The organism is Xanthomonas sp. F1 (genome assembly GCF_014199855.1).
In genome coordinates this window covers 55,838-82,070 of the sequence record NZ_JACHOK010000007.1, presented here as the reverse complement: position 1 = coordinate 82,070, position 26,233 = coordinate 55,838, and the positions used below count along the sequence as shown (strand labels likewise).

General features: G+C 70.1%; 23 protein-coding genes. 11 read left to right on the top strand and 12 right to left on the bottom strand.

The features are described 5' to 3' along the window. The first annotated feature begins 82 nt into the window (after nt 1-82). The 5 genes from GGR71_RS15240 (at nt 83) to GGR71_RS15220 (ending at nt 4,870) form a co-directional block, all read left to right on the top strand. Nucleotides 83-1,444 (top strand): glycoside hydrolase family 5 protein, encoded by a 1,362-nt coding sequence (locus GGR71_RS15240; protein ID WP_237474586.1) that lies wholly within the window; start codon nt 83-85, stop codon nt 1,442-1,444. 90 nt (nt 1,445-1,534) lie between these two features. Next, nucleotides 1,535-2,092 carry a DUF1190 domain-containing protein gene (locus GGR71_RS15235; protein ID WP_026143325.1) on the top strand — a complete coding sequence of 186 codons (558 nt, stop codon included), beginning with the start codon at nt 1,535-1,537 and terminating at the stop codon, nt 2,090-2,092. A 34-nt stretch (nt 2,093-2,126) separates the two neighbouring features. Next, entirely contained in the window at nt 2,127-3,308 is a 1,182-nt protein-coding gene (locus tag GGR71_RS15230; RefSeq protein ID WP_160963302.1) for a glutathionylspermidine synthase family protein, read from the top strand. Between the two features lie 67 nt (nt 3,309-3,375). After that, the gene (locus GGR71_RS15225) at nt 3,376-3,975 is read left to right on the top strand and encodes a hypothetical protein (RefSeq protein WP_160963324.1); all 600 of its coding nucleotides are present in this window, start codon (nt 3,376-3,378) and stop codon (nt 3,973-3,975) included. 229 nt (nt 3,976-4,204) lie between these two features. Next, the gene (locus GGR71_RS15220; RefSeq protein ID WP_160963304.1) at nt 4,205-4,870 is read left to right on the top strand and encodes a hypothetical protein; all 666 of its coding nucleotides are present in this window, start codon (nt 4,205-4,207) and stop codon (nt 4,868-4,870) included. A gap of 541 nt (nt 4,871-5,411) precedes the next feature. On the opposite strand, the gene GGR71_RS21135 is transcribed toward GGR71_RS15220, so the two are convergent. The 10 genes from GGR71_RS21135 to GGR71_RS15170 form a co-directional block, all read right to left on the bottom strand. After that, nucleotides 5,412-5,597 carry a hypothetical protein gene (locus GGR71_RS21135; protein ID WP_456362630.1) on the bottom strand — a complete coding sequence of 62 codons (186 nt, stop codon included), beginning with the start codon at nt 5,595-5,597 and terminating at the stop codon, nt 5,412-5,414. Nucleotides 5,598-5,752: 155 nt separating this feature from the next. Next, complete coding sequence (locus tag GGR71_RS15210; protein ID WP_160963306.1) at nt 5,753-6,064, bottom strand: hypothetical protein; 312 nt, start codon at nt 6,062-6,064, stop codon at nt 5,753-5,755. A gap of 383 nt (nt 6,065-6,447) precedes the next feature. Then, entirely contained in the window at nt 6,448-7,746 is a 1,299-nt protein-coding gene (locus tag GGR71_RS15205; RefSeq protein WP_160963308.1) for a DUF58 domain-containing protein, read from the bottom strand. Nucleotides 7,747-7,951: 205 nt separating this feature from the next. Next, nucleotides 7,952-8,944 carry an AAA family ATPase gene (locus GGR71_RS15200; protein WP_160962540.1) on the bottom strand — a complete coding sequence of 331 codons (993 nt, stop codon included), beginning with the start codon at nt 8,942-8,944 and terminating at the stop codon, nt 7,952-7,954. Beyond that, on the bottom strand, nt 8,941-10,128 hold the full coding sequence (locus tag GGR71_RS15195) for a DUF4350 domain-containing protein (RefSeq protein ID WP_160962542.1): 1,188 nt from the start codon (nt 10,126-10,128) through the stop codon (nt 8,941-8,943). Before GGR71_RS15195 ends, GGR71_RS15200 begins: the two co-directional genes overlap by 4 nt. Beyond that, nucleotides 10,125-11,831, bottom strand: coding sequence for a DUF4129 domain-containing protein (locus GGR71_RS15190; RefSeq protein ID WP_160962544.1), 1,707 nt, complete (start codon nt 11,829-11,831; stop codon nt 10,125-10,127). The genes GGR71_RS15195 and GGR71_RS15190 overlap by 4 nt, the downstream gene beginning before the upstream one ends. After that, a complete protein-coding gene (locus GGR71_RS15185; protein ID WP_160962546.1) occupies nt 11,821-12,876 on the bottom strand; it encodes a stage II sporulation protein M in 1,056 nt (351 codons plus the stop codon). Before GGR71_RS15185 ends, GGR71_RS15190 begins: the two co-directional genes overlap by 11 nt. Next, on the bottom strand, nt 12,873-13,550 hold the full coding sequence (locus GGR71_RS15180) for an RDD family protein (protein ID WP_160962548.1): 678 nt from the start codon (nt 13,548-13,550) through the stop codon (nt 12,873-12,875). The genes GGR71_RS15185 and GGR71_RS15180 overlap by 4 nt, the downstream gene beginning before the upstream one ends. A 172-nt stretch (nt 13,551-13,722) precedes the next feature. Then, nucleotides 13,723-14,646, bottom strand: a complete 924-nt coding sequence (locus tag GGR71_RS15175) for a DUF2167 domain-containing protein (RefSeq protein ID WP_160962550.1) — start codon at nt 14,644-14,646, stop codon at nt 13,723-13,725. Between the two features lie 130 nt (nt 14,647-14,776). Continuing rightward, nucleotides 14,777-15,337: an RBBP9/YdeN family alpha/beta hydrolase gene (locus tag GGR71_RS15170; protein ID WP_160962552.1), complete on the bottom strand. Its 561-nt coding sequence runs from the start codon at nt 15,335-15,337 to the stop codon at nt 14,777-14,779. Nucleotides 15,338-15,460: 123 nt separating this feature from the next. Between GGR71_RS15170 and GGR71_RS15165 the strand changes: the two genes are divergently transcribed. Continuing rightward, a complete protein-coding gene (locus tag GGR71_RS15165) occupies nt 15,461-15,934 on the top strand; it encodes an Lrp/AsnC family transcriptional regulator (protein ID WP_160962554.1) in 474 nt (157 codons plus the stop codon). 8 nt (nt 15,935-15,942) lie between these two features. Here the strand turns inward: GGR71_RS15165 and GGR71_RS15160 are convergent, their stop codons facing one another. Further along, a complete protein-coding gene (locus GGR71_RS15160) occupies nt 15,943-16,494 on the bottom strand; it encodes a gamma carbonic anhydrase family protein (protein WP_160962556.1) in 552 nt (183 codons plus the stop codon). Nucleotides 16,495-16,772: 278 nt separating this feature from the next. On the opposite strand from GGR71_RS15160, the gene GGR71_RS15155 reads away from it, so the two are divergent. From GGR71_RS15155 to GGR71_RS15140, 4 genes are read left to right on the top strand one after another with little or no spacing between them, the layout of a single operon-like run. Further along, complete coding sequence (locus tag GGR71_RS15155) at nt 16,773-18,281, top strand: right-handed parallel beta-helix repeat-containing protein (protein ID WP_160962558.1); 1,509 nt, start codon at nt 16,773-16,775, stop codon at nt 18,279-18,281. A gap of 38 nt (nt 18,282-18,319) precedes the next feature. Then, nucleotides 18,320-19,603, top strand: a complete 1,284-nt coding sequence (locus GGR71_RS15150; RefSeq protein ID WP_184452091.1) for a carbohydrate porin — start codon at nt 18,320-18,322, stop codon at nt 19,601-19,603. Between the two features lie 36 nt (nt 19,604-19,639). Next, entirely contained in the window at nt 19,640-20,539 is a 900-nt protein-coding gene (aroD, locus tag GGR71_RS15145) for a type I 3-dehydroquinate dehydratase (RefSeq protein ID WP_237474521.1), read from the top strand. Nucleotides 20,540-20,587: 48 nt separating this feature from the next. After that, nucleotides 20,588-21,895, top strand: coding sequence for an MFS transporter (locus tag GGR71_RS15140; RefSeq protein WP_160962560.1), 1,308 nt, complete (start codon nt 20,588-20,590; stop codon nt 21,893-21,895). Between the two features lie 417 nt (nt 21,896-22,312). On the opposite strand, the gene GGR71_RS15135 is transcribed toward GGR71_RS15140, so the two are convergent. Further along, nucleotides 22,313-24,742 (bottom strand): membrane-bound PQQ-dependent dehydrogenase, glucose/quinate/shikimate family, encoded by a 2,430-nt coding sequence (locus GGR71_RS15135; protein ID WP_160962562.1) that lies wholly within the window; start codon nt 24,740-24,742, stop codon nt 22,313-22,315. A gap of 297 nt (nt 24,743-25,039) precedes the next feature. Between GGR71_RS15135 and GGR71_RS15130 the strand changes: the two genes are divergently transcribed. After that, nucleotides 25,040-26,230, top strand: a complete 1,191-nt coding sequence (locus GGR71_RS15130; RefSeq protein ID WP_184452089.1) for an efflux RND transporter periplasmic adaptor subunit — start codon at nt 25,040-25,042, stop codon at nt 26,228-26,230. Nucleotides 26,231-26,233: the final 3 nt, after the last annotated feature.

The window sequence follows — 26,233 nt, the reverse complement described above, 5'->3', positions numbered from 1 at the left end:
TGCCTGCGCTTGGCAGACTGCGGTGGCCGGTGCGTCAGGGGGCGTAGGCCCGGCTCGCCCATCATGACCACAGGAGGTGTCCATGCTTCGGCATGTGCGTTCGTCGTCTTCCGCTGTTTCCTCTCCCACCCCGTCCCTTGCCTCCGCCCCGGCCGATCCGGGCCGCCGCAGCGTGCTGCGCACCGGTGTCGGCATCGCCGCCGGCGCCGCGCTCTGGGGCCTCGGAGGCCAGGCCCGCGCCGCGGGCACGCTGCCGTTCGCCGGCCTCAACCTGTCCGGGCTGGCGTCCAATAACTTCGTGGACAACGCCGTCATCGACCGGCACTACCGCGACATCCGTGACCAGCACATCGCCGCCGCTGGTGCCTGCCCGTTGTTCCGCCTGCCCACCACCGCCGCACGCTTCAGTACCGGCCAGGGCATGCCGCTCAACAGCACGTACTGCGACCAGGTCGAGAAGGTGCTGGATCGGCTCGCGCAGCGCGGCAAGCTGGCGATCCTGGAGTTGCACGACTACATGCGCCTACCGATCAAGGTGGCGAGCAAGTCCGGTTACCGGCGCGATGGGTCTGGCCAGCTGATCGGGCCGGATGGCCGCGTGGTCACCGATCCCGCCGACCAAGCGGTGTGGAACGGGACCTACCGCAAGGGCAATTTCCTGTACCTGGCCTACTTCGACCCGGCCGACAACCTGCTCAAGCTCTACGAGTACCGCGTGATCGGCACGCCGGGCTGCACGCTGTACAACGCCGCCGGCCTGCCGGACCTGTGGAGCCGCATCGTGCAGCGCTTCCGCGCGCATCCGGCGATCTTCGGCTGGGGCCTGATGAACGAGCCCTACGAGGGGCCGGAATACAACGCCGACGGCAGCAAGCTGGTGATGGCCGACCACTGGCTGCGCACCGCCACCGCCACCGCGGCGCGCATCTTCGATTTCGACCGGTCGCACTACGTGTTCGTCTGCGGCAATCAGTACGCCAGCGCGCGCCTGTGGGACCAGGTGTCCAACAACCTGGACACGATCCCCGACCCGTACGACCGCATCGTCTACGAGGCGCACAACTACCTGGACAACGAGGGCCGCGGAGGCGGTGCCTGGGCGAATCCCAATGAATCCGTTGCGCCGGACACCGGTATCGACATGGTCACGCCGTTCATCGACTGGCTGGCACACAGAGGCAAGCGCGGCTTTCTCGGCGAGCACGGCTATCCGGCCGGCAACGCCAGCGCGGAATTGGCGACCAGGCGCATGCTCGCGCACCTGCAGGCCAATAACATCCCGAGCACGCAATGGTGCTTCGGGCCTGGCTGGCCGGACAACGACGTGCTGGGCATGAGCCGGGACGTGGGCATGGACATCCAGGTCAAGTCCAACATCGCCGCGGTGCAGCCATACTTCGACGCGCGCCTGTCCAGCTACGTGCCGCCGCCGCCGACGAGCTGATCCACGCGTGGGTGCCGGTTCCGCCGGCCGCGGGTTTCCGCGGCCGGCGGAACCGGGCATCATCGTGCCTGGACTCAGGAAGACGTTGCCATGAAAAGGTCGAAGACGACCGCCTTGTTGTTGATGAGTGCCGCGCCGCTGCTGTTCACCGCCTGCGGGCGCGAGCCGGAAGCCAAGGCCCAGGAAGGCCTGTACACCTCGGTGGATGCCTGCGTGGCGCAGACCCACGACATCGCCACCTGCCGCGAGGCCTTCGCGCAGGCGCAGAAGCAGGCGGCGGAGCAGGGCCCCAAGTACGCCAGCCGCGAGCAATGCGCGCAGGACTATGCGCAAGATCGCTGCGTGGAGCAGCGCGACAGCCACGGCCATTCCTTCATCGGGCCGATGATGACCGGCTTCTTCCTGTCGCAGATGCTCAACAACAACCGCGCTGCCGGTTTCAATGCTGCGCCCGCCTACCAGGACCGGCAGAACCAGTGGCAGCGGCCGGCGTCCTATTCCGGCGGCGCCGGTGCGGCGGCCGCCAGCGGCACGATGCTGCGCGGCAACCAGACCATGACCCACATCGGCGCCACGCCGAACCGCGCGGTCACCGTCAGCCGCGGCGGCTTCGGCGAATCCGCCGGTGGACGCGGCTTCGGCAGCTGAGTACCGCTTTTTCTCTCTTCGCACGAGACCCCGCATGAAACGCATCGCGATCGTCGAGCGCGGCGACTGGCGCGCCCAGGCCGCGGAGTACGGCTTCCGCTTCCACACCATCGACGGTCAGCGCTACTGGGACGAACGCGCCTACTATGCGTTCAGCCTGCGCCAGATCGAGCGCGACCTGGAAGATCCCAGCGCCGAACTGCACGCGATGGCGATGGGCCTGCTCGACGAGATCGTCGCCAGCGAGGCGCTGATGCAGCGGCTGGCGATTCCGCCGGCGTTCCGCGACTGGATCGCCGACAGCTGGCGGCGCCGCGAGCCGCATCTGTACGGGCGCCTGGACCTGGCCTACGACGGCCGCGGTCCCGCCAAGCTGTACGAACTGAACTACGACACGCCGACCTCGCTGTTCGAATCGGCGTTCTTCCAGTGGCAGTGGCTGGAGGACCAGCGCGCGCAGGGCCGCCTGCCGGACGACGCCGACCAGTTCAACTCCATCCACGAAGCCTTGCTGGAGCGTTTTGCCGTGCTCGCCGGCTGGCTGCCGCCGCCGCTGTACTTCGCCGCGGTGCGCGATTCGGAAGAGGATCAGGGTACGGTCGCCTACCTGCGCGATTGCGCCGCGCAGGCCGGCGTCGGCGGCGAGCTGATCGCGATCGAGGACATCGGCCTGTCCAGCGACGGCCGCTACACCGATCTGGACGACACGGTGATCGGTGCGCTGTTCAAGCTGTATCCGCTGGAGGACATGTTCGCCGAGCGCTTCGGCCAGGCGCTGCCGGGCTCGGGCCTGCGCCTGCTGGAGCCGCCGTGGAAGGCGCTGCTCAGCAACAAGGGCATCCTACCGCTGCTGTGGGAGCGCCATCGCGGCCATCCCAACCTGCTGCCGGCCGCGTTCGACGACGGCAGCGCGTTGCCGCCGGGCTGGGTGCGCAAGCCGCTGCACTCGCGCGAGGGCGCCAACATCGTGCTGCACCTGGACGATGGCCGGGTGCTGGAGAGCGATGGCCCCTATGCCGGGCCCTACATCCGCCAGCAGGCGCATCCGCTGCCGGCGTTCGAGGGGCGCTACCCGATGGTCGGCAGCTGGATCGTCGGCGACCGCGCCTGCGGCATCGGCATCCGCGAGGACGACGGCCCGATCACCCGCGACAGTGCGCGGTTCCTGCCGCACGCCATCGTCGAGGACGCGCGGCCGGGTGTGCTGTATGCGTGAGTCTGTGTCGCGCACTGAAGCGGCGTCGCCTGGCGCGCCGCGTCGGCATCGCAACGACGGCGTGCGCTTGGTCGATTACGCCGACCAGGTCGCGGTGCGCTGCCATCGCTGCGGCACGCCGGGTTGGGTGCTGGCGGAATGGCAGCCTTATCACTGGAAGGCGCGCTTCCGTTGCGGTCAGTGCAGTGCGTCGCTGGATAGCGCAGCCGACGACTGGGTCGGGGCGGTGCAACTGGTCGGCCGCCGGGCCTGCGGCCATTGTGGTCATCAATGGGTGCATGTCTGCGTGGCCTTGGCCGCCGCTTCACCGCCGCCCAAGACCTTGCCCGGCCGCTGTGCGTCTTGTCGCAAGGAATGTGCGGTGACGGTGCAGCCGCGGCGCGTGCGCGACGGATCGCCCAGCGATCCGCATTTCGGCATGCCGCTGGCGCTGGTCGCGCCGACCCGTGCCGGCCTGCTGTGGGCCTACAACCCGCGCCATCTGCAGGAGTTGCAGGACTACGTAGGGGCGACGCTGCGCGAGCGCCGCGGCCTGTTCGGTCGCTCGATGGTGGCGCGGTTGCCGGCGTGGATGAAGCTGGCGCGGCACCGGCCGCTGATGCTGCGCACGCTGCAGCGCCTGCAGCAGGCCAGCGTGCAGTTGCCAGCGGTACCTGCGGCGACGTGAGCGGCGGCGGAGTGCGCGGTGCTGCCGCTGTCGCCGTGCGAGCGCAGGGCGAGGACCTGATCGATTCGCCGCGGTTGGCGCGCTTTGCAGCAACGACGACGCGATGTTGGTGGGAAGACTGGACTTCCGGACGTGATGCGGCGAGGGTCAGCATGCCGAGCTGTGGAGCACGGCTGGCATGCACGGCGTTGCGCATCGGTCGGAACGGTATGCGAGCGGTGCACTGACCATGACCAATCAGACCAAGGACGCCGTCCTCCAGCAGATCGCCGACGTCGTCGGCCCGCTACTCGAACGCCAGGGTTTCGTGCGTCGGCGGCATCGGTTCGAAGCGGCCGATGGCAGCGGCAGCCTCCGTGGCTATGAGATGTCTCTGTCCAGGAGCAAGGCACATTTTGCGTTGCTCCTGCGGCTGATGCTGTCCAATCCCACGTTGATGAAGCGCGTCAACGCGGTGCTGAAGCAGTCCTTGCTGGATGCAGACGCGGCGTATCCCGCGAACTGGGACGCCGCCACCATCGGCAAGGCGATACAGGCCCGGACGCGGGATACCACCGTGGCGATGCTGACCGATTGGCGCTGCTTCAAGGCGGCGGACGAATCCCTGGAGGCGTTCCGAACGCGCTTCTCGATCTGGATGTGCGTGTTCGACACGATCGAGGAAGTGGACGACTGGCAGGCGCAGCTCGTGCAGAGTGTCGTGTTTGCGCACGACTGGTTTTCGAGCGTGGGATCGGAGCAGTGGATCATCGAGAACACCCTGTATCCGGCGCTGTATCTGCTGCACGCGCAGGGGCGGCATGCCGAGCTGGAGCGCAAGTACGAAGAGGTACTGTCCAACAGCAGATCGAAGAACGAGGTGGCGTTGTTCTTCAAGCATTTGACCATGCGCTAACGCGCGTGCAGTGCAGCCCCGCACGCGCGATCCAGGCCTGTTGCCTGCTTCCGGGCGTTCGCTGCGCGTTGCCGACATGGGAGCGGCTTCGGCCGCGACGCACGATGGCGTGAGCGTCGGTGGTCTTCGGACGCTGTCGGGACTGAAGTCCCTCCCACAATGCACCAACCCCGCATGCCGTGTCCTCGTAGGAGCGGCTTCGGCCACGACGCGCGGTGGTGTGCGCGTTGGTCGTCTTCGGGCGCTGTCGGGACTGAAGTCTCCCCCACACCACAGTGCACCGACCATGCTCGCCGTGTCCTTGTGGGAGCGGCTTCAGCCGCGACGCGCGGTGGTGTGCGCGTCGGTCGTCTTCGGACGTCGTCGGGACTGAAGTCCCTCCCACAGTGCACCCATCACGCCAGCCTTGTTCTCGTCAGGAGCGGCTGGGGCGATGCAGCCGCCAATGTGCTGGCCATGCCGCGGGTTGCATGTCACCGCACTGCATCGACAGCGTCGCGCTACAGCAACCCATCGCGCTTCACCGCCAGGTAGCGCTCGATCAGCGCGGCGGGCGGTCCTCGCCGGTGACGTCGAGCACCATCACGCCGTGGCTGCGCAGCGCCTCGTGTGCGGCGCTGCGTTGCTGCAGGTAGCGCGCCACCGCGCCGGCCTGCACGGCCTGCGGCAGGTCGTGCACGTCTTCGCTCAGCGCCAGATCCAGCTCGCGCTCACGCAGGCTGGCCACGCACACCAGGTGGCGGCGCTGCAGCGCGCGGCGGCCAGCAGGTCCTCGATCGCCGAGTCGCTTGTCACTGACTGCACGGCGACTCGCATGTGAGCCTTGACGCCTGAACTAAGCCGCGCCGCAAAGCGACTTCGGCTTGAATGCATCGCTAGGCATCAGCACGCAAGCGTTGAAATTGCGTTGAGCTTCCATTTGTAAATCACCCAAAGAAGCGCCAAGGAAAATGCACAGAGAGCGCTAATCGCCTTGCTCAAGCGCGAATCCTCGCGCATTCCGATCAGGAGCTCAGTAACGCAGCCAGTCCCCAAGGTTACGGAGACCGGAAGAATCCACATAAAAATTGCCTGCCTCTCGATGGAAGCGCAGTTGGGTACTTGGCCAACGTTCAGCGCAAAGAAGATTCCAGCTACGGCGACCGCCGTGACGGCGAGTTCTGTTAGAACGATGGGTAGGGATTTGTCGCTCATCACCTGAGGCCTAACTAACTCTTGGACCCCGTAAAAGCGGTGTTGCACCCAGTATCGACCAAGGCTGGAGGTCTGAGAAGAAGGAACTCCTACTCCGCAACTCATGATTTGCCGGATGGCACCGCGGAGCTCTGGCCTTGATGCTGGCTGCGTTATTCGACGATTGAGCAGGCGCATGAGTTAGACCTGTGACGATGCAGGCCTAACGGCTTACCTGGCCACCATGCTGCTGGATCAGGTCCGCGACCGGCTGCGGCTTCGCCATTACAGCCTCCTTACCGAGCAGGCGTCTGTGCGCCGGAGATGGCGCTCATTCGGGCTAACCGTAAGCGGCATCCCGTGCAAAGGGGGTCGGCAGCGACGCCATGGGCCGCAGCGTCGCGCTACAGCAACCCGTCGCGCTTCACCGCCAGGTAGCGCTCGATCAGCGCGGCGGGCAGTTCCTCGCCGGTGACGTCGAGCACCATCACGCCGTGGCCGCGCAACGCCTCGTGTGCGGCGCTGCGTTGCTGCAGGTAGCGCGCCACCGCGCCGGCCTGCACGGCCTGCGGCAGGTCGTGCACGTCTTCGGCCAGCGCCTGGTCCAGTTCACGCTCGCGCAGGCTGGCCACGCACACCAGGTGGCGGCGCTGCAGCAGGCGCACCGCGGCCAGCAGGTCTTCGATGTCCTCGTCGCGGACGTTGCTGACCAGCATCACCAGCGCGCGGCGGCGCTGGCGCAGCGATAGTTCGGTGGCCGCGGCCAGGTAGTCGGTGGCCACCGGTTGCGGCTGCAGGTCGTAGCTGGTGCGCAGCAGTACGTCGACCGTGGCCATGCCGCGCTGCGGCGCCACCCAGCGCGCGTCGCCGCCGCTGGCCATCATGCCCACCGCATCGCCCTGGCGCAGCGCCAGGTACGACACCACCAGCGCGGCGTTGAGCACGTGGTCGAAATGCGACAGACCGCGCTCGCTGGCCAGCATCCGCCGCCCGGTGTCGATCAGCATCAGCAACTGCTGGTTCTTCTCGTCCTGGTACTCGCGCGAGATCAGCTTGCGCGCGCGCGAGGTCGCCTTCCAGTCGATCTGGCGCAGGCTGTCGCCGACGCGGTACTCGCGCATCTGATGGAAGTCGGTGCCTTCGCCGCGGCGCCGCTTCAGGTGCGCGCCGACCAGGCGCGAGGCCTGTTCGGCGCTGAACAGGGCGAAGCGGGTCAGCGGCGCGAAGTTCGGATACACACGCACGGTCCGCGCTTGCCCGGCCAGGCGTTGCTGCCACCACAGGCGCCAGGGCGCATGCAGGCGCAAGTGGGTGCCGTCGAAGACGAAGCGGCCGCGCGCGGTCGGGCGCAGTTGGTAGCGCACCTGGGTCTGGTGCACGGCGGGCAGGGTCATGCGCTGCGGCAGGCCCTGCAGCTCCCAGCCGCTGGGGACCAGGTCGAACAGGTCCACGCGCTGGCGCTGTGCGCTGTCCAGATGCAGCACCACCTCGCGCTGCACGCCCAGCGGCAGCGCTTCGGGCAGGTCGCGGCGCACCTGTGGCGTGGGCCGGCGCCACAGCCGCCACGCATCGAGCGCGGCGATCAGGGCGATGCCGGTGCCGAGCGCCTGCCAGCTCCACAGCGGCAGCCAGCCCAGCGCCACGGCCAGGCCGTACAGCGCCCACAGCGCGAGCAGGGCCAGCAGGAGCGGGGCGGGTCTCATCGGGGGGCCGGGATTCGGGATTGGGGATTGGGGATTCGTAAAGGCGCGCACGGGCGGCTGCAGCGCTGCGTGGTGGTGAGGCGTCGCCGGGTTAACGGGAGCGCGGTACAGCGGATCGACCAAGACGCTTTGACGCAGTCAGCGGCACGCGCCGCTGCCGCGCCGCGCTGTTGCCAATCCCCAATCCCGACTCCCCAATCCCCGCTCATTTCCTGGGCGCCTCCACCTTGGCCAGCAGCGCGCCCAACGCGTCGTCGGCGCTCTGGCCTTCGATCTGCAGTTCCGGGGCCAGGGCGATACGGTGGCGCAGGGCCGGCTTGGCCACGTCGCGGATGTCGTCGGGGGTGACGAAGTCGCGGCCGCACAGCACCGCCTGCGCGCGCGCCGCGCGCACCAGGGCGATGCTGCCGCGCGGGCCGGCGCCCAAGGCGATGCCCGGCCAGCGGCGGGTGGCGGCGACGATGCGCACGGCGTAGTCGATGACCTGCGGGTCCACCGCGATGGCGGCGGTGCCGGCCTGCATCGCCACCACGTCCTCGGCGCCTAGCACGCGCGGCACCTGCGACAGGTCGAAGTCGCCGGCGCTGCGGCCGCTGGTGACCGCGGCGACCATGCGCGCCTCGTCTTCCAGTTGCGGGTAGTCGATCAGGATCTTCAGCAGGAAGCGGTCCAACTGTGCTTCCGGCAGCGGGTAGGTGCCTTCCTGCTCGACCGGGTTCTGCGTGGCCAGGGCCAGGAACGGCGGCGCCAGCGGGAAGGCGGTGCCTTCGATGGTGACCTGGCCTTCCTGCATGACTTCCAGCAGCGCCGACTGGGTCTTGGCCGGGGCGCGGTTGATTTCGTCGGCCAGCAGCAGATGGGTGAACACCGGGCCGCGGCGGATCTTGAAGCTTTCGGTCTTGGGGTCGTACACGGCATGGCCGCTGACATCGCTGGGCATCAGGTCCGGGGTGAACTGCACGCGTGCGTAGTTCAGTTCCAGCGCCTGCGCCAGCGCACGCACCAGCAGCGTCTTGCCGAGGCCGGGCACGCCCTCGATCAGCACGTGGCCGCCGGCCAGCAGCGCGATCAGGATCTGCTCCAGCACCTGCGGCTGGCCGATGAAGGCGTGGCCGACCGCGGCGCGAATCGCCTCGGCGCGTTCGATCAGGGCAGGGCCGGCGAGCGGCGCGACGGCGTCGGAGGAGGCGGTGGTCATAACTGGTTTCTCATCTGGACGAGGAGGCGGATGCGCTCGCGCAAGGCGGCGGGTTGGTTGGGCGGCGGCGGCTGCAGCGCCTGTTCGACCTGCGCGACCGGCAGCTGCAGGCGTTCGGCGATGGCGGCCGCCTGGGCCTGACCTTCCAGCGCAGCGGCGAGCGGCGCGCGCCGGCGCAGCCGCGCCAGGAACGCCTCGCGCACCGCCGCGTGCAGCAGGTCGGCGCGGCCATAGCGCAGCAGGTGTTCGCCGCTGGCGTGCACGTGTTCCAGCAGCGAACGGCGATCCTCCGCCGGTGCGGCGCGCAGCGGCCCGAAGCGCTGCATGCGCGACCACAGCCAGGCCAGCAGGATCAGCAGCGCCGGCAGCCACGCCGGCCAGCCGCGGGTGAACAGGGTGCGCCACAGCGACGGCAATTCGGCCGAATAGATCAGGTGGATGGTGCCCTGGCCGTAGTTCGGCCCCAGCACCTGCCGCGCCAGCAGGCGGTTGCCCGCTTCGCGCAGCCCGCCGCTGCGCAGCACCGGGTCGTTCTCCATCGGCGAGCCATCGAACATCGCGCCGATCCGGTTGTCCTGGTTCTCGAGGAAATCCAGCTCCGACAGCACGTCCACGCTGCCGTCGCCGTAGGGAACGCGCGCAAACACGAAGTCGTCGTCCTCGCCGCTCCACCAGTTGTCGGGCGTGTCCGGATCGATGTGGAAGCGGCGGCCGTCGCAGAACACTTTTTGCGGCGCTGCGCCCGGTACCGCCATCATCAGGCAGTTGTCCGGGCTGCGCGCCTCGCCGGTGATGTCCAGCGCCTCCAGGATCGGTACGTCGCCATGCTTGACCTCCGCGGTGGGTGTGCGCAGCACCAGATGCCCGCCATGCTCCACCCACTCCAGCAACGCGTCGCTATCGGCCTGGCCGAGCATGCGTGGATCGCCGTACAGCACCACGCTGTCGTGCGGATGCAGGCGCATCGCCGCCAGGTCCAGGCGTTGCCGCGACTCGGCGCGTACGCCGTCGGCGCGCAGGGTCTGGCGCAGCGCATACAGCGGGTTGTAGGCGGCTTCGCCGCGCGGCGGCAGCACGATCACCCGCTCGGCGCGTTCGTAGCGTCCGAAGAACCAGGCCGCGACCACGCTGACCAGCAGCAGGCCGACCAGGAAGATCAGCGCATTGCGCGTCCCGCTGTTCATGCCTGCCACCGGAACTGCCGCTGCAGGTCGTCGACCAGCGCGTCGAAGGCGCTGTCCTCGGGTAGCCGGCCGGCGTAGGCGGCGTGTTGCCAGACCCGCACCATGCGCGCGAACAGGCCGCGGTCGGCGTCGTCGGGCAGGCGTTGCGCGGCGCGCAGGCACTGCGCCTCGGTGGCGCTGGGCGGCAGCACCAGATCGGCGCGCTCGCACAGCGTCGCCACGCTGGCCCGGTACAGCAGCGCCAGCGCATCGCGATGGCGCCCCTCGCGCCAGGCGCGCCGCGCCACGGTCGCGACGTCGTCGGGCAGCGGTTGCGGCGCCAGCACCGGGGTGTGTTCCGGCGCCGCCGGCACCGCCGCGCGTCGGCGTCCGCCGCCGCGCAGCCATGGCAGCCAGTGCTTGGCGGTCAGCAGCAGCACCAGCAGCAGGATCCCCACCACGATCCACAGGCCCCACTTGCCAGCCAGCGCGATGGCCTGGCCCGCTGCCTTGATCCACTGGCCGAACGGGGTGAGGTCCTGCTTCTTGTCGTCCGGCTTGGGTGGTTCGTCGGGATTGCGTTTCTTCCAGTAGCCGATGGTGCGCTTGGCGGTCAGCAGCGGATCGTCGTAAGCGCGGTCGGCGGCACGGGCGAAGCGCGCATCGGCGGCGGGCACGGTGTCGAACACTTCGTCCAGCGGGACCGGGCGCGCGCCGTGGTGGTGGCTGTCGGCGGCGTGTGCGGTGGCGGCCTTGGTGTCGGTGTCGGCATCCGCATCAGCGTGGGTATCGGCATCACTGTCCGAGTCGGCGTCGGTCTCGCCGTCGCCATCGCGCTTGTCGTCGGCGGTGTGGGCCTTCCGCTCCGCTGCGGTCTGCACTGCCGCGTCGGTGGCCGGCTGCGCGCGCAGCGCCGCGACCGGCGCGGCGAGCAGGGCCACGCACAGCAGCGCCAGCGGTGCGGCGTTGCGCAGGCGCGCGGCCATCCGCCGCAGCGCCATCTCCACGTCCCAGGCTTCGAGCTGGGTGCGCCGGTTGAGGTACAGGCCGAAGCCGGCGCCGACGAAGAACGGTTCGATCAGGGTCATCGCCAGCCAGCCGATGGCGTTGAAGCCGAGGTCGGCCCACACCGGCGTCTGCTGACCGATCAGCGACCAGGCCGCGCGCGCGGTTTCCGGCAGCAGGTCGATGGGCACGAACAGGGCGATGGTGGCGATGCACGCGACGAAGAGCATGCCCTCGAACGTGGCGAAGACGCTCGCCATCAGCAGCGCATGGCCGTAGATCGCCCCGCCCAGGGTGCGGCGGCGCTCGCGCTGCTGCTCGGCGCTTGCGCCTTCCAGCAATTCCAGCGGCATGAACACGCTGCGCGCCGGACTCAACCGACGCCAGGTCAGGTAGCCGAGCAGGGTGCGCCAGCCCCAGGCGCCCTGCGCACGCACGGTGTCGCGCACGCGCGGCACGTCGCCGAACACCGCGCGCGAGATCACGAACAGCGGGATTCGGTCCAGCACCGGCTTCAGCCACCACAGCAGCAGCGGTGCCAGCCACAGCGCGTCGATCGCCCAGGCGCCGAGGTTGAGCACGGCGAACAGCGGCACGGTGACCAGCAGCCAGGGTTTCCAGATCGCCCCGGCGTGGCGGCGGACCAGGGCGCTGCCCAGTTCCATCGCTTCCCAGGCCGAGCGTGCACGCAGCACCACGTCCAGGCGCTCAATCCGCATCGATGGCCTCCGCGCGGCCGCGCCCGCCACGCCACAGCCACGCCAGCACCAGTGTCCACAGCACCGCGGACACGCTGTACTTGATCCACGCCGGCACGGTCGCGATGGACGACCAGAACGCCTCGATGAAGGCGGCCACCAGCAGCATCGCGGCCACGCCCAGGCACAGCCGGGCGCCGATCTTGCCGCCTTCCACCAGCGCATCGATGCGCCGCCGCCGTCCCGGCGCCAGCACCTTCAGGCCGAGCTGCAGGCCGGCGCCGCCGGCGATCACGATCGCGGTCAGTTCGAACGGCGCATGCCCGGCAACGAAGCGCCAGAAGGTGACGCCGTAGCCGATCTGGTGCAGATGCCCGGCCACCGCGCCGATGGTGATGCCGTTGAACAGCAGCACCAGCACTGTGCCCAGCCCCGCCAGCAGGCCGCTGGCGAAGGTGCGCAGGCCGATGCTGATGTTGTTCATGATGTAGTGGCCGAACATCTGCCAGTCGGTGCCGCTGTCGCGTCCGAGCTTGTGCGCGCTGGCGGCCGGGTCGTACATGCGCTCGATCTGGCTGACCTGCATCGGGTCCATCAACCCGTGGATCAGTTCCGGGCGGAACTGCAGCAGCACGAAGATGGTCACCAGCGGCACCACGAACAGCGCGGTGGCCGCGGCCATGTAGCCGGCCTGGCTGCGCACCAGTTGCGGGAATTCTGCGAACAGGAATTCCGCCGCGCGCCGCCAGCGTGGCCGCGGCGCCCGGTACAGGACGGTGTGGCCCTGCTGCATCAGGTGCTGCAGACGCGCGGTGACCTGCGGGCTGTAGCCACGTCTGCGCGCCAGCGCCAGCTGGTGGCACACGCGCCGGTAGCGCGCCGGCATGTCCTCGTCGGCGAGCGGCGGCGGCAGGGCTGGACTGGGGGGCGGCGGCGTGGCCACCTGATTGGCGTCGTTGGCGGTGTCGGCCTTGTTCGGCGCCGACTTGCGCGCGCTGCGCTGCAGCCAGGCCTCGAACACCTGCCACTCATGCTGATGGCGGAGGACGAACTGTTCCTGCTTCATCGGCGGCCCAGCAACCAGTTGGCCATCGCGTACAGGCGCAGCACCCCGGCCTGGCCCGACGTGTCGGTCAGCGGCTGCGCCAGCGCGGCCAGCTCCAGCTGCCGCTCCGGAGTGAGCCGCGGCGCGCGCTCGGCGAAGGCGATCAGCGCCGTCTGTTCGGGCGGCAGCAACGGCCGCGGCGGCGCGAGCGCGCTGGCGATCGGCGGCAACGCCTCGTCCTCGCGCGGCGGCTGGTGCACCACGAGCGTGCCTGCGACCAGATCGCCCAGGCGCCGCGAATGGGCGTCGAACAGGCAGGCGATCAGGCCGACCGCATAGCCGAACGGCAGCATGTCCACGGTGCGCAGCAGGTTACGGGTGATCGCCGCCATCCAACCCACCGGCGCGCCGTCGCGCGCCACCACGCGCAGGCCCAGCGCCTGCTTGCCCAGGGTCTGGCCGCGCCAGCCCTCCAGCACGATCGGGTAGGCCCAGAACACCAGGAACATCGCCACCAGGTACAGGCCCTGGCCGAGGCCGCCGAGCAGACCGAGGAACATGCCCATGGCGGTGAGCAGAGCGAAACGCAGTGCCAGGTCGATCAGCCACGCCAGCGCGCGCGGCACCGCGCCGGCGGCCGGCAAATGTAGCGGTACGCCCTCGGGGGTGATGACTTCGCGGTAGGTATCGAGCATGCCGCTTACCGCCGCCAATTGGTGTGGCGGACACGGGCACCTGCGATGTGGGGAGGCCGTCCTTCCGTTCGGCCGGCTGCCTGTGGCGGCATGCTGCTCTCGACTGCGTCCTGCTCCGAAGCGGCACTTTAGCCGGCGTGGCGTGAATTGCCCAGCACGCCGGCGGCGCCAATCAGCGCACCGTGCCGCCGTCGCGCTGGCGCCCGGAGAACAGCTTGCGCACGCCGGCGACCAGCGCCATCAGGCCGACCAGCAGCAGCTTCCAGGCCTTGGCCAACAACAGGCCCAGCTTGGCGAACAGGCCGGCCTTGGCCGCCAGGCCGCCGCCGATCAGGGTGGCCAGGCCGTAGCTGGCGATCTTGTCGGTGGACGGGTTGTGGTCGGCGTAACGGGCGCCGCTGTCGAACTCGGCCATCGGCAGCAACTGCTGCATGCCCTCGCGCACCTGCGCCAGCTCGCCCATGCCGGAGACCGCATTGAGGCTCAGATAGCCATGCCGGCCGAGCACGCGGATGTCGTAGTTGAGGGTGTGCTCGCGCTCGCCGGCGAACGCCAGTTCGCGCGCCCAGTACAGCTTCTTGCTGCCGGTGTCGTAGTGCGGCGGCACCGCCCAGCCGATCAGGTCGACCTGTTCGTAGCCGGCCTTCTTGCGCTGCGCGTTGGACTCGCGGGTTTCCTCCTGCATGTCCTTGAGCATGGCCTGGTAGTCGATCTTGCTGGCGTCCTCGTCGGACACGTAGCCATCGTCGGAATAGGTGACGACCACCGCCCAGCTGCCCTTCTCGTCGAGCGCGGGCTGGCGCGGCACGATCAGGCCCAGCACGTCGTCGTCGGGCGGGTTGCCCCAGTAGCTCTCCAGCACCCTGCGCGCGTCGGTCTTGTCCAGAAAGCGGAACGCTGGGCCGAGGTCGAAATGCACCTTGGCCTGCGGCAGTTCGATATGGCCATCGCGGAAATGCAGCGAGCCGACGAACTGTTCGGCGGTCATGTCCGGGCCGCTGTCCTGGGCCAGGGCCGGGCCGGCGGTGGTGCACAGCGCACAGAAAAAAGCGGCCAGCAGGCCGCGCAGCGAGGTGTTGAGCATCGGCGATTCCATTCGTTCGGTGGCGTCCCCACGCCAGAGGCGCCTAGTGTCGCGCAAGCGCGCATGGCGCGCCAGTCGCGAACGCGCCCGTTTGCCGGTCCACGGCATCGCGCGGCGTCCTGCCGGCGATGCGTTGCATCGCTCAGATGGGTGAGGCCGGCGCAGGTCCGAGGCCGGCGTCGAAGGCGGCCAGCAACTGCGCGCCGTGCGGCCATGCGCCCAGGTCGCTGTCCGCATTGAGATGGCCCAGGCGCTCGAGTTCGACCAGTCCGCTGCCCCAGTCGGAAGCGCAGCGGCGGCTGTAGGACAGCGTTGCGTACGGATCGTCGCTGCTGGCTACGATCAGACTGGGAAACGGCAGCGGCGCCGCCGGCACCGGGACGAAACTGGCGGCCTGCGCATGCGGAAACGCGGCACTGGCCGGGTCGGGCACCGCGACCAGGAAAGCGCCGCGCGGCTGCCGGTGGGCGCGCGCGGCCCAATGCGCGACCAGCAGGCAGCCCAGGCTGTGCGCGACCAGCAACGGCGGCGTGGCGCAGTGCTGCACGCAGCGGTCCAGCGCACGCAGCCAGTCGTGCAGCTGCGGCTGCGCGAACGACGCCGGTTGCAGCCGACGCATGCGCGGGTCGTGCCGCTGCCAGAGGGTTTGCCAGTGCCCAGGCCCCGAGTCGCAGATGCCCGGCACGATCACCACGTCCTGCATGCGCTACGCTCCGTCGAAGAAAGCATGAGTGTCGCGCTGCCTGTCCGGCATCGCCATGGCGATGCATCGGCCGATGCGGCGTTTTTCCGATGAATCCACGGTGCGTGACGAGGGGCGAGACGAGTGGCGGCGAAGACCTGGCGGGGCGATGCCCTGGACTACGCGATCCTGGAGGCGCTGCAGTGCGACGGGCGCATCGCCCTGGCGGCGCTGGGGCGGCGCATCGGGCTGTCGCAGCCGGCGATGTCCGAGCGTGTGCGCCGGCTCGAGGAACAGGGCGTGATCACCGGCTATACCGCCCGGGTCGACCCGCGCGCGCTGGGCCTGGCGACCTCGGCCATCGTCCGCCTGCGCACCACCCATGCGCAGATCGGCGCATGCCTGGAACTGTTCGCGCAGATGCCGCAGGTGCTGGACGTGCATCGGGTCACCGGCGAGGACTGCTTCGTGCTGCGCGTGCTGGTGCCCGCGCCGGCGCAGCTGGAGCCGGTCATCGACGCCCTGGCGCGCTTCGGCGCGGTGACCACCAGTGTGGTGCTACGCAGCGAGACGCCGCGCCCGATCGGCCGTGCGCTGATGGCGTTGGCGGCCGAGTAGCGGCGCGCCTACTGCGGCGACGCAGCGGCAGCGGCCAGATAGCGGTCCTTCAGCCGCACGTAGTGCTGCGCCGAGTAGTGCAGGCTTTCGATTTCCTTGTCGCTGAGCATGCGCGCCTTGCGCGCGGGATTGCCCAGCCACAGTTCGCCCTCGCCGACGGTCTTGCCCGGGCCGACCACCGCGCCGGCGCCGACGAAGCCGTACTTCTTCACCGTGGCGCCGTCGAGGATGCACGCGCCCATGCCGATCAGGCACAGGTCCTCGATGGTGCAGGCATGGATGATGGTGCCGTGGCCCACGGTCACGTCCGCGCCGATCAGGGTCGGGTAGCCGGCCGCGTTGAACGGACTGTGGTGGCTGACGTGGATGATGGTGCCGTCCTGGATGTTGCTGCGCGCGCCGATGCGCACATGATTGACGTCGCCGCGGATCACCGTGCCCGGCCACACCGACACGTCGTCCTCCAGCACCACCTCGCCGATCACGGTACAGGCCGGGTCGACATAGACGCGCGCGCCCAGCTGCGGGGTCTTGTCGAGATAGGGGCGGATCGGTGACATGGCGCTCTCCGGCGGTAGGCGGCCGGTGGCCACGCGGGCGCCGATGATAGCGTGGCGCCCGGTGCCGGCTGCGGCCTTCGGAGTACCAGGGAGAACAGGGCACTTCGTGCATTTGTGCGATAAACGCACCGCTAATCGATATTCGCACTTGAATGGTGCACTGCGATAAAACTAGCGTTGCCGCTGTTCCGGCGCCTGACAGCGCGCGACGCGTGCCCCGCTGGCGGCTGCGGCGCCGCCCGCCGCCGGTGCGGTCCCGATCCTGTTGGAGATGGTGCATGTCCTGTGCGTTTTCCCGCGGCTTGGCCCTGCTCGCGGCCCTGCTTCCCGGCGCCGTGTGCGCCTACCAGGCCGAGCCGCTGCCGCCGGAGCGCAGCGTGCTCACCGTGGATCGCTACGCCGACGATGACGCGCCGGGCTCCCTGCGCTGGGCGATCACGACCGCCAACCAGGCCCCGGGCCGCTACCGCATCGAGATCGCCGCGGTGGGCGCGCCGCCCTACGTGATCCGCCCGCGCGCGCCGTTGCCGGCGCTGCAGGGGCCGCTGCAGGTGGTGGGTCTGGCGCGGGCGCACGACGGTCAGTACATCGCCATCGACGGCGCCGGCTACATCCACGGCAAGGGCACCGCCGCCTGCCCGGGCGCAGAGAAGGGCCAGTTCGGCACCAATGTGCGCAGCACCACGCTGCCGGGCCTGGTGCTGCGCGACACCCATGGCGTGGAACTGAGCGGCCTGGAGATCCGCAACTTCTGCATCGGCGTGCTGATCAACCGCGCCAGCGACAATGTGCTGCGCGACAACCGCATCGTCGCCAACCACGGCGGCGCCGGGGTGATGCTGACCGGCGACGACGGCAACGGCCAGTCCACCGCCACCACCACGGTGCGCAACCGCATCGAGCGCAACACCTTCCTCGACAACGGCGACGGCCTGGAGCTGACCCGCGGCGCGGCCTGGAACCTGGTGGCCGACAACGTGTTCCGCTCCACCGACGCCAACCCCGAGCCCTCGCAGGGCATCGAGATCCTGTGGGGCAACGACAACACCGTGCTGCGCAACCGCTTCGAGCGCTATTCCGACGGGCTGCAGATCAACTGGGGCAACCGCAACACCATCGCCGACAACGACTTCGCCGGCAATTCGATCGGGGTCAGCGTCACCGGCCGCGACAACCTGATCGAGGGCAATCGCCTGACCGGCAACGGCATCGGCATCGCGGTGCGCCCGCAGCCGCGCAGCGAGCCCAACCGATTCAGCGCCAACCTGCTCTCCGGCAACGGCCTGAAGATCGAACGCTGTTTCGCCGGCGGCGCCTGCGTGCCGGGCCAGCCGCGCGGCGCCATCGTGTTCGGCGTTCCGGGCCTGGAACACGCGCCCTTCGTCGGCTCGCGCGGCATTGGCGTCGATCCGGACCCGCGCAAGCGCGCAGCGATCTGCGGTGCCGCCGCGGCCGACGGCTGCCAACCGCCGCCGAACTTCGGCCAGGCCGCCCCGCAGTTGCGTGCGATCGAACGCGGCGCCGGCGTGCCGCAGGTGCAGGGCAGCTTCGTCGGCCGCGCTGGCCATCTGTACACGGTGGAATTGTTCGGCAACCGCCGCCGCGGCGACGACGAAGCCGAACGCTATCTCGGCCGCGCCGAGGCGCAGGTGGATGCGCAGGGGCAGGGCCGGTTTGTGGTGCCGCTGGACGGCGATGCCGCGGAGTTGGCCACGCTCACCGCCACCGTCACCAGCGACGATGGCGCGACTTCGCCGCTGAGCGCACCGCTGGCGGTGGCGCCGTGAGCCGCGCTGCATCGGCCGGCGTTCTCACGGTGCGACGCGTGCCGTCGCTGCCGGCCTGGTCGCTGCTGGCCGCGGCCGTCGTCTTGGCCCCGGCCGTCGCCACCGCGCAGGATGCCGACCTGGCGCACAGCACCTTGACCGGCGACTGGGATGGCGTGCGCAGCGATTGGCTGCAGCGCGGCGTCAATGTACGCGGCGACTACGTCGGCGAAGCCATGGGCGTGGTCGATGGCGGCCGCGGCGAGCACGGCGCGCGCTATGCGCAGCAGGTGCGGCTGGGCGTGGACCTGGACCTGGCCAAACTCGCCGGCTGGGACGGCGGCGCGCTGCATATGACCATCAACGACCGCCGCGGCCGCAGCACCTCGGCCGACCTGCTCGGCAACCGCTTCCCGATCCAGGAAGCCTACGGCGGCCAGTTCACCCGGCTCACCGAACTGAGCTACGACCGCCGCTTCAACGACGGGCGCAGCTACGTCAAGGCCGGCTTCTACGCGATGGGCAACCAGTTCGGTGCGCACACGCTGCTCACCAACTTCGTCAACGCGGCCTTCTGCGCGCATCCGCTGGCGATGTCCGGCAACAGCGGCTGGTACAACTATCCGAATGCGCGCTGGGGCGCGGAGGCGGCGCAGCAACTGACGCCGGCGACGAACCTGCGGGTCGGCTGGTTCCAAGTCAACCCCAGCACCAACAACAACGTACACACCGCGTTCGACCTGGACGCGCGCGGCACCACCGGCTCGCTGTTCCCCGTGGAGCTCACCTGGACGCCGGGTGCCGGCGGCGCCTATCCGGGCACCTACAAGTTCGGCGGCTACTACGACTCCTCGCGGGTGCCGCGCAAGGGCCTGGATCCGCGCGCCACCACCGGCCGCGACGGCGCCTACCTGCTGGTCGAACAAAAGTTGTACTCGCCCGGCGGCGAGCGCGGCCGCGGCCTGACCGGCTTTGCCCAGTACATGGTGTCCGACCGCGCCACCGCGCAGATCACCCGCTGGTATGCGCTGGGCGGGGTGTACCAGGGCATCGGCCGGCGCAGCCAGGATCGCATCGCGCTGGGCTACGTCGGCGCCGACATCAACCACCGCCTGCTCGACGCGCGCCGCGCGGCGCTGCTCGATGCCGGCGTGCCGCCGGACGCGCCGGTGTTCGCGCTCGACACCGCCGAGGAACTCTACGAACTGTCCTACAGCGCACAGCTCACGCCGTGGCTGATGCTGCGGCCGGATGTGCAGTACATCGTCAACCCCGGCACCTTCGCCTATGCGCGCACCGACAACGCGCTGGCGGTGGGGCTGCAGGTCAAGCTCACCTTCTGAGCGCGCGCTGCGCGCCTTCTTTCCAGGCCGATCCCGATGCCCCTGTTTCCTTCCCGACTGACCTTGCTGTGCTGCGCCGGCCTGCTGCTGGCCTCGCCGCTGCAGGCCGCGGCTGCGGTGCCTCCCGCAACTGCGCCGGCATCGCCCACGGCCGCCCTGCCGCCTCCGCACGTCCTGCAGATCCGCGGGCTCGACATCGGTGCCGGCCTGCCCAAGATCATCGTGCCGATCACCGCGCACGACGCCGAACAGGCGCTGGCGCAGGCGCAGCGCATCGCCGCCTCGCCCGATGCGGACCTGGCCGAGTGGCGCATCGACCTGATGGACGGCGCCACCGACGCGGCAGCGCTGGCGGCACTGGGGCCGCGCCTGGCACAGGCGCTGCACGGCAAGCCGCTGCTGCTGACCTTCCGCACCAAGGCCGAGGGCGGTGCGGTGGCGATCGACGATGCCGCCTACGGCGCGCTGTACGCCCGCCTGCTGGAAGCGCGCTTCGCCGACCTGCTCGACGTGGAGATGGTCCGCGACCCGGCGGTGCTGCGGCAGCTGGTGGCGCAGGCGCACCGGCAAGGCGTGTATGTGGTGATGTCCAGCCACGACTTCCACGCCACCCCGCCGGTGGCGGAGATCGTGGCGCGGCTGCAGCGACAGCAGGCGCTGGGCGCCGACGTGCTGAAGATCGCGGTGATGCCGCGCGATCCTGGCGACGTGCTGCACCTGCTCGACGCCACCTGGCAGATGCGCCAGCGCAGCGGCCAGCCGCTGCTGACCATGGCGATGGGGCCGCTGGGCGCGGTGTCGCGATTGTCCGGCGGCACCTTCGGGCAGAGCCTGACCTTCGGCATGCTCGGCAGCGCTTCGGCGCCGGGCCAGATCGACGCGGCGCGGTTGCGGCAGGCGCTCGACGCGCTGCAGGCCGCTGCGCCCTCCAAGTAATCCCGCGACGCTGCGGTTCTCGTTCGCCGTTCCTGCAGGAGTGTTGCCATGAGCCATGCCGCCGCCCCGCCCACCGCGCTCGTCCTGGACCGCATGAGCGGCTTCCAATGGACGGCCATTGCGGTCTGCGTGTTGTTGAACATGCTCGACGGGTTCGACGTGATGGTGATGGCGTTCATCGCCCCGCACGTGTCGGAGGCCTGGCACTTGTCGGGCAAGCTGCTGGGGATCGCGCTCAGCGCCGGGCTGGTGGGCATGGCGCTGGGCTCGCTGTTGCTGGCGCCGCTGGCCGACCGCTGGGGCCGGCGCACCATGATCCTGTGCTGCCTGGCGATCCTGACCGCTGGCATGGCCGCCTCGGCGCTGGCGCAGGACATCTGGCAACTGGCCGCGCTGCGCGTGTTCACCGGTATCGGCATCGGCGGCATGCTCGCCGGCGTCGGCGTGATCACCGCCGAATACGCGAGCCCGACGTGGCGCAGCACCGCGGTGGCGCTGCAGGCCACCGGCTATCCCATCGGCGCCACGCTGGGCGGGTTGATTGCCGCGATGCTGCTGGAACGCTGGGGCTGGCATGCGGCTTTCCTGTTCGGCGCACTCGCCTCGCTGCTGTGCATCCCGGTGGTGCTGGCGCTGCTGCCCGAATCGTTGGACTTCCTGCTCAGCCGGCGTCCGCCGGATGCGCTGGCGCGGCTCAACGGGCTGCTGACGCGCATGCGCGCACCGACCCTGGATGCCCTGCCGCCGCGGCCGCCAGTGCAGGAGAAGGCGGGTTACGCGGCGCTGTTCACCCCCAGCCTGCGCCGCAACAGTGTGCTGATCGCGCTGGGCTTCTTCATGCACATGTTCGCCTTCTATTTCGTGCTGAGCTGGACGCCGAAACTGCTGGTGCAAGCCGGGCTGTCGGCCGAACAAGGCGTCACCGGCGGGGTGCTGCTGAACCTGGGCGGCATCGTCGGTGGCGCGGTGTTCGGCGGTCTGGCCGCGCGCTTCGCGCTGCCGCGGTTGACCGCGGCCAGCTTCCTGATCGCCGCACTGGGGATGGCGGCGTTCGCCACGCTCGGCGCGCAATTGCAGTTGGCCTTCCCGGTGGCCTTCGTGATCGGCGCTGCGCTGTTCGGTTCGATGGCCGGCCTGTATGCGGTGGCGCCGATCGTGTTCGCGCCGACCGTGCGCACCACCGGCCTGGGCTGGGCGATCGGCATCGGCCGCGTCGGCGCGATCCTCTCGCCGATGACCGTCGGCGTGCTGGTCGACGCCGGCTGGCAGCCGGCCAACCTGTACTACGTGCTGGCGTTGCCGCTGCTGGTGGCCATTGCCGCGGTGCTGACGATGCGGCTGCAGCCAGCGCGTTGAAGGCAAGCCGGGCCGCAGCGCGCGTCTGCTGCAGTCTCTGGGAACAGTGCCCTTGGCGGCGCTCGCGGTGCCGATGTGGACTACATGACCTCCTGGGCATCGCTGCCTGGCGCCGGCCCGATGTCTCGGCGGCGACGCTTGGCGACAGCCAGTGCAAGCGCTGCGCTGGGCACCGGCGGCGCCGTGCGCTGGCACGGTGCGAGCTTCGTGCAACTGCCGACCCGTTTTCCCTGACGTCATCGTGTGGCCGACCTGCGCACGCTATGGCGGGCGTGGAGTGGGGGCGGCTTTCGGCGCCGGGCATCGCGGTGGCGGCCAACGTGCTGCGCCCGGTCGAGGCGGCCTGAGGCCCGCCGACGCGGCGGCCCCAGGCCAGTGCCACCGTGCGCAAGTCTTGCCTGCGCGCGGTCTTTCTACCTATTTGGCGTCCGGCAGCGCGTAGGCGATCACGTAGTCGCCGCGGTCCGGCGACTGCCGCGCGCCGCCGGCGGTGATCACGATGTACTGCTTGCCGTTCCTGGTCGACACGTAGGTCATCGGCCCGCCCTGGCTGCCGACCGGCAGCCGCGCCTTCCACAGTTCCTTGCCGGTGCCGCTGTCGTAGGCGCGCAGGTAGTAGTCCTGGGTGCCGGCGATGAACACCAGGCCGCTCTGCGTGGCCAGGGTGCCGCCCAGGGTCGGCATGCCGACCGGGATCGGCAGGTGCATCTTGAAGCCGAGCGGGCCGGTGTCCTGCACGGTGCCCACCGGCACCTGCCAGGCGATGCTGCGGGTCTTGAGGTCGATCGCGCTCAGGGTGCCGAACGGCGGCGCCTGGCAGGGGATGCCCAGCGCCGACAGGAAACGGTTCTTGTTGACCGCGTACGGGGTGCCCTTCAGCGGCACCGCGCCCATGCCGGTGTTGACCGCCTCGCCGCCGCTGGAGGCGGCCGCCTTCTGAGCCTTCTGCGGAATCATCTGTACCCACAGGCCCAGGCGCATGTCGTTGGCGAACACCACGTCGTGCACCGGATCGACCGACAGCCCGCCCCAGTTCATGCCGCCCAGCGAGCCGGGGAAACTCAGCGACACGTCGGTGCCGGGCGCGGTGTACAGGCCCTCGTAGCGCATCTTCTTGAAGGCGATGCGGCACAGCATCTGGTCCAGCAGGGTGGCGCCCCACATGTCCGCTTCGGTCAGATGCTTGGTGCCGATCTGCGGCATGCCCACCGACAGCGGCTGGGTCAGCGCATACGGTTCGTGCGGGATGTCGGCGGCCTTCACCGGCACTTCGCGGACCTCGGTCAGCGGCGTGCCGGTGGCGCGGTCGAGCACGTACAGCTGGCCGGCCTTGGTGCCGATGATCAACGCCGGCACGCGGCGGCCGTCGGCCATCGGGAAGTCAATCAGGCTCGGCTGCATCGGCAGGTCGAAGTCCCACAAATCGTTGTGCACGGTCTGGTAGACCCACTTGACCTTGCCGGTGCTGGCGTCCAGCGCGGTGATCGAGGCGCCGAAGCGGTGGTCCAGCGCGCTGCGCTCGGCACCGTACAGATCGGTGGACGGGCTGCCCATCGGCAGGAACACGGTGTTGGAGGCGGCGTCGTAGGACATCGGCGCCCACACGTTCGGCGTGCTGCGCACGTAGGTCTTGCCCGCGGCCGGCGGCTGCGTGTCCTGCGGGTTGCCCGGGTCGAAGGCCCAGCGCTGCGCACCGGTGATCACGTCGAAGCCGCGGATCACCCCGCCGGGCATGTCGGCCTGGACGTTGTCGGCGACGCGGCCGCCCACCACCACCGTGGTCCCGGCCACGGTCGGCGCCGAGGTCAATTGGTAGAGCGGATCCGGCGCGGCGCCGAGGCCGGCCTTCAGGTCGACCTGGCCGTTCTGGCCGAAGCCTGTGCAGAACGCGCCGGTGTCCGCATCCAGCGCGATCAGCCGCGCGTCGATGGTGTTGGTCAGCACGCGGCGGCGGCAGTTCGCGCCGGCCGGCAGCACCGCCGCCGCCACCGGCGAGGCGTTGGCGGCGCTCGGCTGCGCCAGTGGCGCGTCGGTATCGAAATAGGCCAGGCCGCGGCAGCGCTGCCACACCGAGGACTGTGCGTTGATCTCGCGCTTCCACAGTTGCCGGCCGCTGCTGGCGTCCAGCGCGATGACGTTGTTGTGCGGGGTGCACACGTACAGCGTCTCGCCGATCTGCAGTGGGGTGGTCTGGTCCTCGGCGCCGTTGCCGTCGCTGACGGCGATGTCGCCGGTGCGGTAGGTCCAGGCCACCTGCAGCTGGCCGACGTTGCCGCGGCCGATCTGGTCCAGCGCGGCGAAGCGGCTGCCGCCGGCGGTGTTGCCGTAGTGGCTCCAGTCGCGTTGCGCCTGCGCCGGGGTCACCGGCACCGGTGCCGGCCCGGGGCCGCTGGCGACCACCGGCGCATGCGGCACGAACATGCCGGCCAGGCCGCCGGCGCAGGCCAGCGCCAGCACTGCCGCCAGCGCATAGGCGCCGCGTCCGCCGGGCAGGCCGCGGGCGCGGCGCAGGGTCGGGTAGACCAGGGCGACCAGCAGCGCCAGCACCGCCGGCATCATCAGCCGCGACACCAGCGGCCAGAACGCCAGGCCCGCATCCCAGAATGCCCAGGCCATGCTCAGCACGAAGGCCAACGCATACAGCCACGCGCCGGCCGGGCGCCGCCGCAGCACCAGCAGCGCCGAGACCACGCAGGCCGCGCCCATCGCCAGGAAGTAGACGCTGCCGCCGAGGGTGGCCAGGCGGATGCCGCCGACCAGCAGCGTCAGCCCGATCAGCGCCAGCAGCAGGCCGACGCTCCACAGCACGATCCGGCCGCCGGCCGACACATCCGATTGGGTTTGCACGTTTTCGATCCTCTGCAGGGTAGGTGCGCGGCGCCCCCTATCGGCTACGACGATGGCGAGGGCAGGGCGTGCGCACGATGGCATGCCGCGGTTGGAAACGACGTCGGCAAGATGGGCGATTATCGCATTTGTGTTCGGTAATAGAACGAAAGGCGCCATCTGCCAATGCGACGCTGCGTGCCGGTTCCGACGTTTCTCCGACCTTGGTGAAGCCCGTACAACGCACTGTTACAAGGATGGTGCGATGCGACACATCGGTGGAGTAGCGTTGCGCGTCTTCTACCAGCCGCACTCCCCATGTCCGACCTCTTCCTGGCGCCCCGTCGCCCCCTTCGCTGTGCCCTCGTGCTGGTCGTCGCCGTGGCCGGAGGCTGCTCCGGCGACAAGCCGGCGGCCGCGCCGCCGCCGCGGGTGGGGGTGCTGACCCTGGGCGCGCGCACGCTGCCGGTCGAGCGCACCCTGGCTGGTCGCACCGTGGCCTACGAGACGGCCGACGTGCGCCCGCAGGTCGGCGGACTGCTGCGCCAGCGCCTGTTCCAGGAGGGCCAGGAGGTCAAGGCCGGGCAGGCGCTGTACGTGATCGACCCGGCGCCGTACCAGGCCGCCTACGACATCGCGCGCGGCAACCTGGTGCAGGCCGAGGCGGCGCTGGCCAGCGCGCGGCCCAAGGCCGAGCGCACCCGCAGCCTCACCGACATGGACGCGGCCAGCAAGCAGGACGCCGACGACGCAGTGTCCGCGCTGCGCCAGGACGAGGCGGCCGTGGTTGCGGCCAAGGCGTCGTTGCAGGCGGCGCGGATCAACCTCGACTACACCCGCATCACCGCGCCGATCTCCGGCACCATCGGCACCTCCGCCTACACCGTCGGCGCGCTGCTCACCGCCGCGCAGGACGCGGCACTGACCACCATCCAGCGGCTGGACCCGATCTACCTGGACGTCACCCAGTCCAGCACGCAGATGCTGGCGCTGCGCCGCCAGCTCGACGCCGGGCAGATCCACGCCATCGACGGCAAGGCGCAGGTGCAGGTGCGGCTGGAGGACGGCAGCACCTATCCGCACGCCGGCACCCTCGAATTCGTCGGCACCCAGGTCAACGCCGGTACCGGCAACGTCACCCTGCGCGCGGTGGTGCCCAACCCCGAGCACCTGCTGCTGCCGGGCATGTATCTACGCGCGGTGCTGCCGATGGCCACTGACCAGGGCGCGGTGCTGGTGCCGCAGCAGGCGGTGACCCGCGACAGCAAGGGCGAGCCGGTCGTGAAGCTGCTCGACGCACACAACAAGGTGGTGGAGCGGCACATCCGCACCGGCGAGGCGATCGGCCACGACTGGCTGGTGGAATCCGGGCTCAAGTCGGGCGAGCGCCTGATCGTGGTCAACGGCAGCCGCGCCGAACTCGGCAAGCCGGCGCAGCCGTATCCGCTCACCGCCGCCCAGCTCGATGCCGCGCCGGCGCTGCCGGGCGACGACGCCCAGGCCGACTGAGGG

Coding starts and splice junctions, on each gene's coding strand:
- GGR71_RS15240 (WP_237474586.1), top strand. CDS start 83: ATGCTTCGGCATGTGCGTTCGTCGTCTTCCGCTGTTTCCTCTCCCACC.
- GGR71_RS15235 (WP_026143325.1), top strand. CDS start 1,535: ATGAAAAGGTCGAAGACGACCGCCTTGTTGTTGATGAGTGCCGCGCCG.
- GGR71_RS15230 (WP_160963302.1), top strand. CDS start 2,127: ATGAAACGCATCGCGATCGTCGAGCGCGGCGACTGGCGCGCCCAGGCC.
- GGR71_RS15220 (WP_160963304.1), top strand. CDS start 4,205: ATGACCAATCAGACCAAGGACGCCGTCCTCCAGCAGATCGCCGACGTC.
- GGR71_RS15210 (WP_160963306.1), bottom strand. CDS start 6,064: ATGAGCGACAAATCCCTACCCATCGTTCTAACAGAACTCGCCGTCACG.
- GGR71_RS15205 (WP_160963308.1), bottom strand. CDS start 7,746: ATGAGACCCGCCCCGCTCCTGCTGGCCCTGCTCGCGCTGTGGGCGCTG.
- GGR71_RS15200 (WP_160962540.1), bottom strand. CDS start 8,944: ATGACCACCGCCTCCTCCGACGCCGTCGCGCCGCTCGCCGGCCCTGCC.
- GGR71_RS15195 (WP_160962542.1), bottom strand. CDS start 10,128: ATGAACAGCGGGACGCGCAATGCGCTGATCTTCCTGGTCGGCCTGCTG.
- GGR71_RS15190 (WP_160962544.1), bottom strand. CDS start 11,831: ATGCGGATTGAGCGCCTGGACGTGGTGCTGCGTGCACGCTCGGCCTGG.
- GGR71_RS15185 (WP_160962546.1), bottom strand. CDS start 12,876: ATGAAGCAGGAACAGTTCGTCCTCCGCCATCAGCATGAGTGGCAGGTG.
- GGR71_RS15180 (WP_160962548.1), bottom strand. CDS start 13,550: ATGCTCGATACCTACCGCGAAGTCATCACCCCCGAGGGCGTACCGCTA.
- GGR71_RS15175 (WP_160962550.1), bottom strand. CDS start 14,646: ATGGAATCGCCGATGCTCAACACCTCGCTGCGCGGCCTGCTGGCCGCT.
- GGR71_RS15170 (WP_160962552.1), bottom strand. CDS start 15,337: ATGCAGGACGTGGTGATCGTGCCGGGCATCTGCGACTCGGGGCCTGGG.
- GGR71_RS15160 (WP_160962556.1), bottom strand. CDS start 16,494: ATGTCACCGATCCGCCCCTATCTCGACAAGACCCCGCAGCTGGGCGCG.
- GGR71_RS15155 (WP_160962558.1), top strand. CDS start 16,773: ATGTCCTGTGCGTTTTCCCGCGGCTTGGCCCTGCTCGCGGCCCTGCTT.
- aroD (WP_237474521.1), top strand. CDS start 19,640: ATGCCCCTGTTTCCTTCCCGACTGACCTTGCTGTGCTGCGCCGGCCTG.
- GGR71_RS15140 (WP_160962560.1), top strand. CDS start 20,588: ATGAGCCATGCCGCCGCCCCGCCCACCGCGCTCGTCCTGGACCGCATG.
- GGR71_RS15130 (WP_184452089.1), top strand. CDS start 25,040: ATGTCCGACCTCTTCCTGGCGCCCCGTCGCCCCCTTCGCTGTGCCCTC.